Below are 16,644 nucleotides of genomic sequence, written 5' to 3'. Positions count from 1 at the left end.
CAAGGAGCATATACGGCAATCAATGTAGAAAGTGCAGGTTGTACCAGTAATAGTTTAAGTACAAGTTTAAGCGATCCAGCTACGGCAGTCATTGTCTTAGACAGTTCAAATGATCCAACCGTATGTTCAGGAACAGACGGTAGTATTGTATTATCAGGCTTAGCGATTAGTACAAGTTATACGGTAAGTTATGTATTGAATGGAGCAGCAGCCACAACAGCAACACTTAGTAGTGATGCTTCAGGTGAGTTGACCATCGGAAGTTTAGGACAAGGAGCATATACGGCAATCAATGTAGAAAGTGCAGGTTGTACCAGTAATAGTTTAAGTACAAGTTTAAGCGATCCATTGGCCCCTGTAGCTCCGACAGCAACGAGTCCCGTTGCTTATTGTGATGGTGATGCAATTGCAGATATTACAGCAACAGGAGTAGGATCAGCTACATTTGCATGGTATAGCGACGCAGCATTAACTACATTAGTAGATAGTGATGCAACATTTACTCCATTAGGAGCGGTAGGTACTGAGACAGTTTATGTAACACAAACTGTTGCAGGATGCGAAAGCCCAGCAACTCAGGTTGATATTATGGTTAATGCATTACCGACAGCGACAATTGCATATAGTGGAAGCCCATATTGTACTGTCGGAACAGCATCTGCTGCACAAACAGGTCAAACAGGTGGTGTTTATAGCTCAACGGCTGGTTTGGTTATTGATTCCGCAACAGGTGAAATTGATTTAGTGGCAAGTGCACCGGCTACATATACAGTTACGTATAGCTTTAGTGATGGGACATGTAGTAATACAACAACTGCAAGTGTTACTATTAATGCTTTACCAATAATCACAAATGTATCCTCAACAGACCCAACAACAGCGAGTTGTCCAACATTAAATGATGGTACAATAACTATTACGGCTACAGGTTCTAATTTGGTATATAGTATTGATGGAGGAGTAACATATCAAGCTTCAAATGTGTTTAATACTTTGATTGCCACAGGTTCTCCTTATACAATAGCAGTTAAGAACTCAGTAACAGATTGTGAAGAAATTGATCCTACGTCAGTAACTTTAACTGCTCCAGGTTGTAATCCTAGTTTAGTGGTTACAAAAACACAAACAATTGGCCCAGCTACTGTTACAGCTATTGGACAAACATTAGGTTATACTATTACATTAGAAAATGATGGAGATTTAGATTTAACGAATGTAGTTATTGCTGATGTATTGCCAGATGGTACGAATGGAACTTTAACAGGTCCAACAGGAGATGCTGGAACAGCGAATGTTATAGATAAAGGTGAAACATGGACTTACACTATAAGTTACACCACAACGCTGGCTGATTTCCAAAGAAGAGCAAATGCAGGTACAAATGTTGTTAATGAGGTTTCAGTAACTACTGATGAAATTACAACAGCAGAAACAGATACAGCAGAAACACCTATAGAATATGCGGACTTAAGTATCGCAAAAGCAGTAAGTACTAATACACCTAATGTTGGTGATATAGTAACCTTTACATTAACTGTTGCAAATAGTGGTAATAATGCTACAGGAGTTACAGTAGAAGATGTTGTACCTAATGGATATGGTTCCGTTACGGCAATAACTTCAGGAGCAACTGTAACTGGAAATACAATTAGTTGGTCAGGCTTATCTGTTACAACAGGATCGCCTACAGTATTAGAATTTACGGCTCAAGTGTTGGCTACAGGAAATTATGGTAACAGAGCTGAAATAACAGCTTCTGGAAGTGTAGATCCTGATTCAGATCCTAGTTCTAGCTTTAATGATGATGATTATACAGATGGAGATGCAGATGATGATGAAAGTAATACAGTAAGTATTAGTCCTAGTGCCGTTTCTGATTTGTCAATGACAAAAACAGTTGATAACGCAACGCCTAACGTAGGTTCAAATGTAGTATTTACATTGACTGTAAATAATGCAGGACCAAGTACAGCAACAGGTGTTCAAGTGACTGATGCATTACCAACAGGTTATACATATGTATCTGATAATAGTTCAGGAGCTTATGTTAGTGGAACAGGAATTTGGACAGTACCAAACATCCCGTTAAACGGATCAGAAAGTGTACAAATAACAGCAACTGTTAATGCAACTGGGGTTTATACTAATGTTGCTGAAGTAACAGCATCTGATAATACAGATCCAGATTCAACTCCAGGAGATGGTAGCGGTGATGATTATGCTAGTATTAGTACAAATCCGTCAGCAGTTTCTGATTTATCAATGACAAAAACAGTTAACAATGCAACTCCTAACGTAGGTTCAAATGTGGTATTTACATTGACTGTAAATAATGCAGGACCAAGTACAGCAACAGGTGTTCAGGTGACTGATGCATTGCCAACAGGTTATACATATGTGTCTGATAATAGTTCAGGAGCTTATGATGATGGAACAGGAATTTGGACAGTACCAAACATTCCGTTAAACGGATCAGAAAGTGTACAAATTACAGCGACTGTTGATGCAACTGGTAATTATACAAACGAGGCTGAAGTAACAGCGTCTGATAATACAGATCCAGATTCAACTCCAGGAGATGGTAGCGGTGATGATTATGCTAGTGTAAGTACGAGTCCTAGTGCAGTTTCTGATTTATCAATGACAAAAACAGTTAATAATGCAACGCCAAACGTAGGTTCAAATGTGGTATTTACATTGACTGTAAATAATGCAGGACCAAGTTCAGAAACAGGTGTTCAGGTGACTGATGCATTGCCAACAGGTTATACATATGTGTCTGATAATAGTTCAGGAGCTTATGTTAGTGGAACAGGTGTTTGGACAGTACCTAATATCCCATTAAACGGATCAGAAAGTATTCAAATAACAGCGAGTGTAGATGCAACAGGAAATTATACAAATACAGCTGAAGTAACAGCGTCTGACAATACAGATCCTGATTCAAGTCCAGGAGATGGAGCTGGTGATGATTATGCAACGGTAAATACAACTCCAGTCGCAGTATCTGACTTGAGTATCACAAAAGCGGTTGATAATTTAACACCTGCAGTAGGTAATAATGTAACATTTACGTTAACCGTAACAAACGACGGTCCAAGTAGTGCAACTGGAGTTACAATTGAAGATGTTGTACCTAATGGATATGATACTGTAACAGCAGTAACAGCAGGTTCAACAGTTTCTGGAAACACAATTAGTTGGTCAGGTTTAACGATTGCTTCAGGTGTATCAGCAACTTATGAGTTTACAGCTAGAGTATTGGCTAGTGGAAATTATGGAAATAGAGCAGAAATTACAGCATCTGATAATCTTGATTTGGATAGTGATCCAACAACAAGTTTTGGTACTGATGATTTATCTGATGGAAACCCAGATGATGATGAAAGTGATACTATAAGTGTGAGTCCAACAGCAGTTTCTGACTTATCAATGACAAAAACTGTAAGCAATGCAACTCCATATGTAGGTTCAAACGTAATATTTACATTAACTGTAAGTAATGCAGGGTTAAGTGATGCCACAGGGGTAGAAGTAACAGATATTTTACCAACAGGTTATACTTATGTTAGTGATAATGGATCAGGAACATATGATGATGTTACAGGAATTTGGACAGTTGGTGATTTAGTAAATGCAGCTTCAGCATCATTACAAATAACTGCAGCAGTTAATGCAACAGGTAACTATACAAACAATGCAGAAGTAACAGCTTCAGACAATGACGATTCAGACTCAACGCCTGGTGACGGTAGTGGAGATGATTTTGCAACTGTGGGAACAAATCCAGTGGCAGTTTCTGATTTAGACATGACAAAAACTATTGATGATGCAGCTCCATTAGTTGGTACTAATGTGGTGTTCACATTAACAGTGAATAATAATGGATTAAGTGATGCCACTGGAGTTCAAATTACAGACGTGTTACCGACTGGTTATACTTTTGTAAGTGATGATGGTTCAGGAGCATATGTTTCAGGCACAGGAGTTTGGACAGTGCCAACAATTACAAATGGCAGTTCAGTAACCTTAAACATTACAGCAACAGTATTGGCAACTGGTAATTATGATAATAGTGCTGAAGTAACAGCTTCTGATAATTATGATCCAGATTCTACTCCAAATAATGGAGATACAACTGAAGACGATTATGATATGGTTGAAGTAAATCCTCAGCCAGTATCTGATGTGAGTTTGGTTAAATCGGTAAGCGATTTAAATCCAACTACAGGTGATGTTGTTACATTCACATTGACTATTCATAATGATGGACCAAGTGCGGCAACAGGAATAAATGTAGAAGATGTTGTTCCTGACGGATTTGGAAGTATTACAGCAATTTCTAATGGAGGTGTGTTAACAGGAAATACTATAAACTGGAACGGATTAACAATTGCAAACGGAGCAGATTTATTATTAACATTTAATGTTGAAGTGCTTACAACAGGTACAAACACAACAACAAGTTATTACAATCAAGCTGAAATAACTGGTGGTGATAATATCGATCCAGATAGTGATTTTAATGCTAGTTTTGATACAGATGATTTGGCAGATAGTTTGGATGATGATGATGAAAGTATTGTTGATAGTATCGTAATTAATTTCTTGCCAACGGCAGAAGATGATAATGTAGTTGTAGTTGAGAATTCATCAAATAACAATATCACTGTATTATTAGACAATGGTAATGGTGTCGATGATTTTGGTAGAGACGGACCAAGCTCAACTCCAATCGTAATTGCAACTGGACCTACAAATGGTACTGCGACGGTAAATGATAATAGTACGCCAACGGATCCAACAGATGATTATATTGTATATACACCAACTGCTGATTATGTAGGTGTAGATACTATAACCTATACAATTGAAGATAGTAATGGAGATACATCTACTGCAACATTAACTATTGAAGTGTTAGTGGATACTGATGGTGATAATGTTGCCGACTTGTATGATATAGATGATGATAATGACGGTATCTTAGATATTGTTGAAGGTTCAGGTAATTCAGATAGTGATGGTTATCAAGATAGTTTAGATATAGATGCTGACAATGATGGTATTCCAGATAATGTAGAGGCTCAGACAACAGTAGGTTATATAGCTCCTTCTGGAATTGATTCTGATGGAAATGGACTTGACGATGCTTACGAAACGTCACCAGGTTCAGGCGAAGGTCTTACACCTGTTAATACAGATGGAGTAGATAGTCCTGATTATTTAGATACAGATAGTGATAATGATAATGTAGTAGATAGTATCGAAGGAAATGATGCCAATCATGATGGTATTCCTGATGTATCTTATAGTGGTAGTGATCTTGATGAAGATGGATTAGATGATGCTTTTGAAGGATTTGATACCAATGACGGTTTTGATGTTAATGACGAAATTGATAATCCGTTAACTGACTTACCAGATACAGATGGAGATGCATTGTTAGATTATAGAGATACTGATGATGATGGTGACGGAGTTGCTACCTTAGAGGAAGATATCAATAATAATGGAGATCCTTTTGATGATGACTTTGATAATGATTTCCAACCGAATTATTTAGATATAGACGATGATAATGACGGTATATTAACACTACTTGAAGGAACAGGTAATTTAGATAGCGATACGAATCCTAATTATTTAGATATTGATGCAGATGGAGATGGTATTCCTGATAATGTAGAAGGGCAACCAACAGCCGGTTATATAGAACCTTCAGGTTTTGATTCTGATGGAAATGGTTTAGATGATGCTTATGAAACTACTCCAGGTTCAGGAGAAGGAATTACTCCTGAAAATACGGATGGGGCAGATGATCCTGATTATTTAGATGAAGATTCTGATAATGATGGTGTTCATGACTATATCGAAGGACATGATTTAGATCATGATGGTCATCCTGATGTTGATCCAACAGATACAGATACTGATGGTGATGGGTTAGATGACGGTTATGAAGGTTCAAATCTTAACGATATTGATCCTAATGATGAAATTAATGACCCATCAAATAATCTACCTAATTTTGATTATGATCCAACAGTAGGAGCAACTAATGACGATGTTGATTACAGAGATACTGATGATGATAATGATGGTACGCCAACATATGAAGAAGATGATAATGAAAATGGCATTTGGTATGATGATGATTGTGATTTTGATGGTAAACCTAATTATTTAGATGTAACATCTTGTACAATTATACCAGAGGCCTTCTCACCAAATGGAGATGGCGACAATGATTACTTTATTGTACCATTGTTAAGTAGGTATCCTAACTTCAGAATAGAGATATTTGACAGATGGGGAGCTAAAGTATATGATTATAGTAATAAAGGTAAAACACCAGTTGAATGGTGGGATGGATATTCTGATGGTAAAATAACTATTCAGAAAGATCAAAAAGTGCCTGTAGGAACATACTATTATATTATCTACTTTAATAAAGATGATAGAAAACCTGTTACAGGTTGGGTATATATAAATTATTAAGAATTAAATAGAATAGATCCGAGAAAGCAGTTGTTTTCTCGGATTTATTTAAAACTATATTATAGTATTTACGAGCACATTAATTGAAAAGTAATGAACGGTATAATTTATATATCAAGTAAATTATAGAAGTAAAATATTTTTTTATCAATCACAAAATTTTATTTAGAGTTATACGTTTTAAATTAGCATACTAGTGCTTGTTGTATTTGCTAGTGTAAAAAGTAATAAGTGGTATTATTAATTTTTTTAGAAATAGAGTATAAATTGAAGACATCTTTTTTGTTATAAGGTTTTATTTATAGTCGCACCTCTTTTATCTTGTTTTATACAGTTTTTAAGGTAGGAAATAATACAACACGATTGTTATAGTATCGAGTATGTGTAATATTTAAGGAGTTTAGATTTCTAGTAAAATAAAATAACAGATAAGATATCATTCAAAAGTAATTTGTGATATTCTATACTGCCTTAAAAGAATAATTAAAAAACAACAAATGAAATTAACATCATTAGTTTTACTAATAGCATTAAGTTTAATAAGTGTTGCTGGTTTTGGTCAGCAAGATCCTCAGTACACACAATATATGTACAACATGAATATTGTGAATCCGGCTTATGCAGGATCACGAGGAACCTTGAGTATAGGCTTATTAGGTAGAATGCAATGGGTTGGAATAGATGGAGCTCCTAAAACGGCTACTATGGCTATTCATGCCCCATTGGGTAAAAATTTAGGAGGTGGTTTTTCAGCCATTTTAGACGAACATGGTCCTGTAAAAGAGACTAATGTTTTTGCAGATGTAAGTTATACAATTAGCACTTCGGATGAAGGTAGATTGGCATTTGGTTTAAAAGGAGGCGTTACCTTTTTTGATGTAGGTTTATTGTCTTTGGTATTGCCTCAAACAGCACCAGGTGTAGACCCACTGTTTTCTGATAATGTGAATGAGACTTTACCAAATTTTGGAGCTGGGGTTTATTATTATACTGATAAATTTTATTTAGGTTTGTCTGCTCCAAATTTATTAGAAACCAAACATTTAGAGAAGGATAGTGGAACGATAAGTCAAGCTTCTGAAAAAATGCATTATTTTGGAACAGCGGGCTATGTATTTAACTTGTCAGAAACATTAAAGTTTAAACCTTCAGTAATGGCTAAAGCTGTTTCGGGTTCACCGTTATCATTAGACGGTTCTTTAAACTTTTTATTCAATGACCGTTTAGAATTAGGAGCAAGTTACCGATTTGGAGATTCAGTAAGTGGTTTAATTAATTTTGGAGTAACTAGAGATTTACGTATCGGTTATGCATATGATTATACAACTACAAACTTAGGGAATTACAACAGTGGTACTCATGAGGTATTTATGCAATGGGATATAGATTTTTCAAAGAAAAACTTAAAATCGCCTAGATTCTTCTAAAACTTGGATTATTTCACATGAAATATGTCATTTTTTGAATAAAAAGTGAAGTATTTTTTGAATTGTTAAAATATATTAACAACTTCTTTACAGTGCAAAAGAAAAGGCTAAACCTTATAGATATAAGGTTTAGCCTTTTCTTTTGTTGTTTAAATAAATTTTCATTTTAATTTGTTTTTAAAATATAGAGACCTAAAATTCTTTTTTAACATTTTTTTATATATTTGTATTCATTGTAGAAATACGATTGGGACATTAAATTTTTGGGGAAAATCCTTGTATTTCTGTAAATAACTCTATAGACTACAATTTATACAACACTAAGTAAATATCATTATGAAAAAAGGTTACTTAACTACAATTTACGCAGTTTACGGTAAACAATTAAGACATGCAATAATGTCATTATTGTTTGTATTTGGTTTAGCAACCCTTAATTCCGTTTGTGCACAAACTAATGTTGACTCTTGGTCAACAACCACAGTGCCTAACACATTAGATAGTCGTGTGGCTACAGGAGGAGAAACTTTAAATTTTGGAGCTGCTGCCAGTACAAGTGTGGTAGATATTTCGGTTGCAGGAGATACATATGTTCCTGTTCCGTCGCCGTTGACAGTTACGTTGAGAAGAATAGATAATATATATGCAAGTGGCGACGATTTTGATCCTTGGTTTAGAGAAGATAATTCAGGTTTTAATGAGGCGGTTAATAATTATTCTGCACCTTATTATGCAACTGCGAATGATGTAATTTCTGCAAATATCATAGACATTGGTCTAGATAATACATTTAATAATTCAATATCGCCAATGACTTCAAATATTGAACGGATAGATGTAGTTTTTAATACATCTAAAACTTTAAGAAGTATTGATTTGAATTCAGGTTTTCCTATTTTTGAACGTAATGGTATAGGTGATATTTCTGTAGCTGTTATTACAGGAGTTGATGGTTCAGGAAATCCTACATCTTATAGTAATGTTGTAGTGAATACTGCTTACGGTGCCAATTTAGTTTCCAACTATGTTTATGACTTGTTAACGAAGTCAGAAGCGGCTGTACAATATGACTTTGGCTATGATGGCGGTGATCAGACTGTTAATGGCACATTATTTAAATGGAGTGATTTTGGGCTTTTAGCAGGGCAAACAATATATGGGTATTCAGTAGCTGGTTCAGATGTTCCAACTACAGCAGCAGGATTTTTAGATTGGTCAACTTTTCCAACAGGCACTACACAGCCTGTAGGCGGTTCAGCAGATTTAATTTTTAATTTCCAATATTTTGCAGCTGATAATGACATCGATGGTGATGGAGTACAAGATTTTGCAGACCTAGATAATGATAATGATGGAATTTTAGATAGTGATGAAGGTTTTGGTGATTCAGATGGAGATACTATACCTGATTATTTAGATAATGATAGTGATAATGATGGGTGTCCTGATGCAATTGAAGCATCTGGTGCTTTTACGTTGGTAGATGGCAATGGCAGATTAACGGGAGGTGTTGATGTTAATGGTGTGCCTACAGTTGTGGGTGCTGCAGGTCAGTCAACTAATGCGGATGTAATTACAGCTGGTCCAGATTTGGATGGTGATGGTATTGCAGATGCCTGTGACTCTACAGATGATAGACCTGATTATGATAATGATGGTGTTATAGATTTAGTAGATTTAGATGATGATAACGATGGTATTTTAGATGCCGACGAACAAAATTGTGGAACGGTTAATGTAATTGATGATTTTAATGCTCCATTGTGGAATTATGGTACTGGAAATGGAGGAGATGCTTCGGGTTCAGGAACAATAAAAGGAGTTCCATTTACTATGGCGTACAATGTAAATGGGGGGTCTAAATTATTTTCGTCCACAGGTCAATATACAAGTAACTCAACATTAGGTCATGGAGGGAACCCGGGTTCACTTCTGTTAAGTGGTCCAGATGAGAGTATCACTTTTACTTTTGCTTCACCATTAACGGTAGTTATTGGTTTCGATCACCTCAATGCGAATGATGATGGGTGGTTGTTCGGTACACCTGCAGATGAAATTGTGTCATCAATTGCAAGTCATCAAGTTATAGGAAGCCCAGCAAGTATTGATGGGGTTGAATTTATTAATAATTTTGCAATACCAAATATTACAGGAGTTTCGTATTTTAAATGGGAAAATATTACGACGTTAACCTTAACAACAAAAGGTCCTCTGACCACAACAGTAGGGTTAAATTCTTTGGTGTCTCACTGTGATACCGATAACGATGGAATATTTGATTATCTAGATAATGATAGCGATAATGATGGTTGTCCTGATGCAATTGAAGCGTCTGGAACTTTTACATCTGTGGATGGCGATGGGCGATTAACTGGAGGTGTTGACATTAATGGAGTGCCAACAGTTGTTGGTGCTACAGGTCAGTCAACTAATGCGGATGTAATTACAGCCGGTCCTGATTTAGATGGTGATGGAATTGCCGATGCTTGTGATGCAACAGATGATAGGCTTGATAGTGATAATGATGGGACAATAGATGCAGTTGATTTAGATAATGATAACGATGGTATTTTAGATGCCGATGAACAAAATTGTGGAACAGTTAATGTAATAGATGATTTTAATGCTCCATTGTGGAATTATGGTACTGGAAATGGAGGAGATGCTTCGGGTTCAGGGACTATAAAAGGAGTTCCATTTACTATGGCGTACAATGTAAATGGGGGGTCTAAATTATTTTCGTCTACAGGTCAATATACAAGTAACTCAACATTAGGTCATGGAGGGAACCCGGGTTCACTTCTGTTAAGTGGTCCAGATGAGAGTGTTACTTTTACTTTTGCTTCACCATTGACAGTGGTTATTGGTTTTGATCATGTGAATGCGAATGATGAAGGTTGGTTGTTTGGTGTACCAGCAGACGAAGTTGTTTCACTAATGGGGAGTCATGAAGTTATTGGAAGTCCAGCTAGTATTGACGGAGTTGCTTATATAAATGATTTTGCAATACCAAATATTACAGGAGTTTCATATTTTAAATGGGTTAATATAACAACATTGACAATAACTACAACTGGCCCTAATACCACTACAATTGGGTTAAATTCTTTAGTATCTCACTGTGATACGGATGGAGATGGTGTGTTTGATTATTTAGATTTAGATTCTGACAATGATGGTATTACAGATGTTACAGAAGCTGGTGGTACAGACGCAGATGGAGATGGTATTTTAGATGGGTTTTTCGATGGTAATGGAGATGGTTTAGATGATAACACAGCATTATCTCCACTTCCAGTACCTAATACAGATGGAGATGTTGTGCCAGATTATTTAGATTTAGATTCTGATAATGATGGTATTACTGATGTAACAGAAGCAGGAGGGATAGATTTAGATGGCGACGGAATTATAGATGGTTTTACAGACACTGATGGCAACGGACTTGATGATGCTACTGAAACAACGCCTTTACCTGTTCCAAGTTCAGACGGAGATGCAGTTCCAGATTATTTAGATTTAGATTCTGACGATGATGGAATAAATGACGTTGTTGAGGCAGGTGGAGTTGATTTAAACGATGACGGAATCGTAGATGGATTTGCTGATTCAAATAATGATGGGTTAGATGATACTACAGCAGCTACCCCATTACCTGTTGGAGATAAAGACAATGATGGAATACCTAATTATGTTGACTTAGATTCAGATAATGATGGAATTCTTGATGCTACCGAAGGTGAAGATGATTTTGATAACGATGGCTTACCAAATTATTTAGATTTAGACTCAGATGCTGATGGTATTTCTGATGTTATTGAAGCTGGTGGTGTAGATATTGATGGTGATGCTCATGTTGATTATGCAACATCTGGTGATCCGTCTACATTACTAGATGCAAACAATAATGGATTACACGACACTTTAGAAGGTACGCCATTACCAATTCCAAATACTGACAGCATGCAAGGAGCAGATTACGTGGATATTGACGCTGATGATGATGGTATTGTTGATGATATTGAAGGTCAAACTACAGCTGGATATAGACCTCCTTCAAATGTTGATGCAGATAATGATGGTCTTGATGATAATTATGATGGAGATGATGGAAATACAGTGGGTGTAATTGATATTCTTGATCCAAACGGAGCTATCGTACCTACAAATACAGACGGAACTGATAACCCAGATTATACAGATACTGATTCTGATAATGATGGAGATTTAGATAGTTTAGAAGGGTGGGACACTAATAATGATGGTACGGCAGATACATCGCCATTACCAGCAAATGCTGATGCTGACGGAGATGGATTACATAATGCTTATGATACAGATGATTCTGTTTTAGATGCTACAAATGGAGGTACTTTACCGACCGATTTTCCTGATTTTGATACACCTGGTGGAGAGCCAGATTGGAGAGAAGCTTTAGATATAGATTGGGATAATGATGGTATTAATGATATTGTTGATTCAGATTCAGATAATGATGGTATTCCTGATGTTATTGAGTCAGGGGGTAATGATCCTTATGGAGATGAAGACGGTGATGGTATTGAAAATTGGATGGATACTACAGATGATGGTAACGCTGGAGATAGTAGTGTTACAGATTATACAGATTTAGATGGTAACGGAATTCCTGATGTATATGACATAGATGGAGATGGTGTACCAAACCATTTAGATTTAGATTCAGACAATGACGGAATATATGATATAGTAGAATCAGGTCAAATTGACGCTCTGAATAATATTGTTGATGTAAATAATGATGGTATAATAGATGCTGCCAACTCAGGTACAGTTGGTGCAAATGGATTATTTGATCCATTAGAAGATGCACCTGATAGTGGTAATTTGGCAAACCTAACCGCTGATTCAGATGCAGATGGTATTCCAGATTCTAATGAAATAGATGCTGATAATGATGGATGTAACGATGTTCTTGAAGCTGGTTTTACAGATGGCGATTTAAACGGTTTATTAGGTAATGGTACATTTGGTGCGGGCTTATTCGTTGATGTAAATGGTATTGTTACAAGTGGAATAGATGGTTATACTGTTCCAGATGATTTAGATTCTAATTCAGTATATGACTTCCAACAATCAAGTTTAGGCGTTCCTGTAATAAACACAAACCCTATAAGTCAAACTTTAATTATTAATGCTAATGTAACTTTTAGTACTGATTTATTAGCAACAATTACATACCGATGGTATGAAAGTACTGATGCAGGTGCAACTTGGACTGCAATAACTAATGGAGGTGCGAGTCCTGCATACAGTAATGCAACAACAGATGCCTTAACTTTAACAGGAGTTCCTGCAAGTTATGATGGCTATCAATACAGAGTTATACTTTCATCACCAGCATTTACGTGTGATAGTAACTGGACATCTGCTCCTGCTGTATTGAGTTTATTCCCTGATAATGATAGTGATGGTGTACCGAATTACTTAGATTTAGATTCAGACAATGATGGTATTCCAGATACAATTGAATCAGGAGGAGTTGATCCTTATGCAGATATTGACGCAGATGGAATTCCAGCATATTTAGATGATGATGATAATGACAATACTGTTGGAGATGATAATGGTGTAATTGAACCAGCATTTGATTCTGACGGAGATGGCGTACCAAATTATTTGGATTTAGATTCAGACAATGACGGTATTTATGATATCGTAGAATCAGGTCAATTAGATCCTCTTAATAATATTGTTGATGTAAATAATGATGGTGTTATTGATGCTGCAAATTCAGGTACTGTTGGTACAAACGGATTATTTGATCCTTTAGAAGATGCACCTGATAGTGGTAATTTAGCAAACCTAACTGATGATTCAGATGCTGATGGCACACCTGACTCTAACGAAATAGATGCAGATAATGATGGTTGTAATGATGTTCGTGAAGCTGGCTTTACAGATGGAGATTTAAATGGACTTTTAGGTAATGGTACAATTGGTGCTGGTTTATTAGTTGATGCAAATGGAGTTGTTACGAGTGGGGTTGATGGTTATACTATACCAGATGATTTAGATTTGAATTCAGTTTATGATTTTCAACAAACTAGTTTAGGTATTCCTTTAGTTAATACCGATCCACTAAGTCAAACTATAGTAATTAATTCTAATGTTACTTTTAGTACTGATATCTTAGCTGAAATTACATATCAATGGTACGAAAGTACAGATGGAGGTGCAACTTGGGCAGTAATAACTAATGGAGGTGCCAGTCCAGCTTACAGTAATGCAACAACTGATGCATTAACTTTAAGTGGAGTCCCTTTAAGTTATGATGGTTATCAATATAGAGTAATGTTATCATCACCAGTGTTTGTTTGTGATAGTAATTGGACTTCTGCTCCAGCTACATTGAATTTATTTCCAGATAATGACGGAGATGGTATTCCAGATATTACTGATTTAGATGATGATAATGACGGAATTCCAGATACTATAGAAGGTGTTCTTGATACGGACGGAGATGGTATTTTAGACCAATCTGATTTAGATTCAGATAATGATGGTATTTATGATGTAGTGGAGTCAGGTCAATTAAACGGTACTACTGTAGTTGATTTAAATAATGACGGAATTTTAGATGGTAATACAGCCGATTTTGGTACAAACGGATTATTAGACTTAATAGAATCTGATGATACTGCTGCTGCAACACTTACAAATGTAACTGCAGATTCAGATGGAGATAGCATACCAGATTCACATGAATTAGATGCTGATAATGATGGTTGTAATGATGTAATCGAGGCAGGTCTAGTTGATGTTGATGGTAGTGGTAGATTAGGTAGTGATACTGGTTTAACAGTTGATGCTAATGGTTTAGTTAATACTCCAGGCACTACGGGTTATACTATACCTAACGATTTAGATAATAACAGTGTATTTGATTTCCAAGAAGCAGGTCTTGCTGTGCTGCCAATCGCAACACAACCATTAGACGATGTAATAGTTGTGAACGCAAATACTAGTTTTAGTGTTGATATACAAAGTACAATTACGTATCAATGGCAAATGAGTACAGATGCTGGTGTTAATTGGTCTAACATTTCTAATGGAGGAACTGTTCCTACAGTTACAGGAGCAACCTCAGATGAATTAACATTAACTATGGTGCCGTTAGAATATAATGGTTATATGTATCGAGTGGTTTTATCTTCACCAGCCTTTGCTTGTGATACAGATGTAATTTCCGATCCAGCGTTATTAACTGTATATCCTGACTTTGATGGAGATGGCCGTGGAGATCCAATTGATTTAGATGATGATAACGATGGTATCCCTGATTTGATGGAATTTGAAGGGTTAGATCCTTTAGCTGATAATGATGGAGATGGTGTTCCAGCTTATCTAGATGATAATGATAATAATATTTCTGTCGGTGATGCTAATGATGATGTTGAGTCTGAATATGATTTTGATGGTGACGGTATTGCAAATCACTTCGATTTAGATGCTGATGGAGATGGTATTCTAGATGTTGTTGAAGCGGGTAATGCTGATTTAGATGCTGATAATGATGGTGTAATTGATGGTGCTCCAGCTGACTTCGGAATAAATGGTCTTTTTGATCCAATTGAAACTGACGATACATTGTTGGCAGATATCAATTATGTTCCTTGGAATTCTGATGGAGATTCACAATTGAACTTCTTAGATATTGATGATGATAACGATGGAATATTAACATTAGAAGAAACAGCAGTTGATTCAGATGGAGATACACATCCTAATTATTTAGACTTAGACGCTGATGATGATGGTATTCCTGATAATGTGGAAGGTCAAACTACAGCAGATTATAACAGTCCCTTAGGTGTTGATGCTAACGGTGATGGTTTAGATGATGCTTATGGAGTGGGTCTTACGCCAGTAAATACGGATGGTGCAGATCAACCAGATTATTTAGATGCTGATTCGGATAATGATGCTGTTCCTGATAGTATTGAAGGTCATGATTATGATGCTAATGGTGAGCCAGATGTTTCACCTAGTGGAAATGATGACGATAATGATGGTTTAGATGACGCATATGATGGTTCTATTGGTGACTTTGCAGATCCTAACGGTCTGTCAGTTGACACAGACCCAGCGACTGACTTACCTAATAGAGATGATGCTTTAGAAGCGGATGTAAACACAGCTGGTTTAGTAACTGGAGATAGTGAAGTTGACTATAGAGATATTGATGATGATGGTGACGGTATTAATACAATTGATGAAGATGGTGATAAAGATGGTGATCCAACTAATGATAATTGTGATGAAGATGCTTATCCTGATTATTTAGATCCAACATCTTGTACTATTATACCTGATGGATTCTCTCCTAATGGTGATGGTGATAATGATGAGTTAGTTGTACCTGCCTTAGCACAATATAAAGACTTCGAAATGGAGGTTTATGACAGGTGGGGTAATATTGTCTATGAATACGATAATAATGGAAGAGCAATGCCACTTTGGTGGGATGGTTATTCAAGTGGAACGATGACCATTAGTAAAGGGAATAAAGTACCTGTTGGAACGTACTACTATATTATTAAGTATAACGAAGCCGGACTTGAGCCAATTGCAGGTTGGGTATATATAAACTATTAAATAAATAAATATTTGTTCTAGGAGTACTAAACATACTTCTAGAGCATCTTTTAAACAGTTACGGGAATAAATTTCTTTA

At 36.2% G+C, this 16,644-nt stretch carries 3 protein-coding genes; all 3 read left to right on the top strand.

The window, feature by feature from the left end:
• Positions 1-6,501: DUF7507 domain-containing protein (locus D3P13_RS10835; protein ID WP_117882221.1), on the top strand; the 6,501-nt coding region annotated here is incomplete at its 5' end.
• 497 nt (positions 6,502-6,998) lie between these two features.
• Positions 6,999-7,928 carry a PorP/SprF family type IX secretion system membrane protein gene (locus D3P13_RS10830; protein WP_117882219.1) on the top strand — a complete coding sequence of 310 codons (930 nt, stop codon included), beginning with the start codon at positions 6,999-7,001 and terminating at the stop codon, positions 7,926-7,928.
• Between the two features lie 336 nt (positions 7,929-8,264).
• On the top strand, positions 8,265-16,565 hold the full coding sequence (locus D3P13_RS10825; RefSeq protein ID WP_117882217.1) for a T9SS type B sorting domain-containing protein: 8,301 nt from the start codon (positions 8,265-8,267) through the stop codon (positions 16,563-16,565).
• The last annotated feature ends 79 nt before the right edge of the window (positions 16,566-16,644 follow it).

It is taken from the genome of Aureibaculum luteum (assembly GCF_003449015.1).
In the GTDB taxonomy this organism is placed as follows: domain Bacteria; phylum Bacteroidota; class Bacteroidia; order Flavobacteriales; family Flavobacteriaceae; genus Aureibaculum; species Aureibaculum luteum.
Note: the sequence above shows the minus strand (reverse complement) of the source record. Positions and strands in the feature narration are given on the sequence as shown.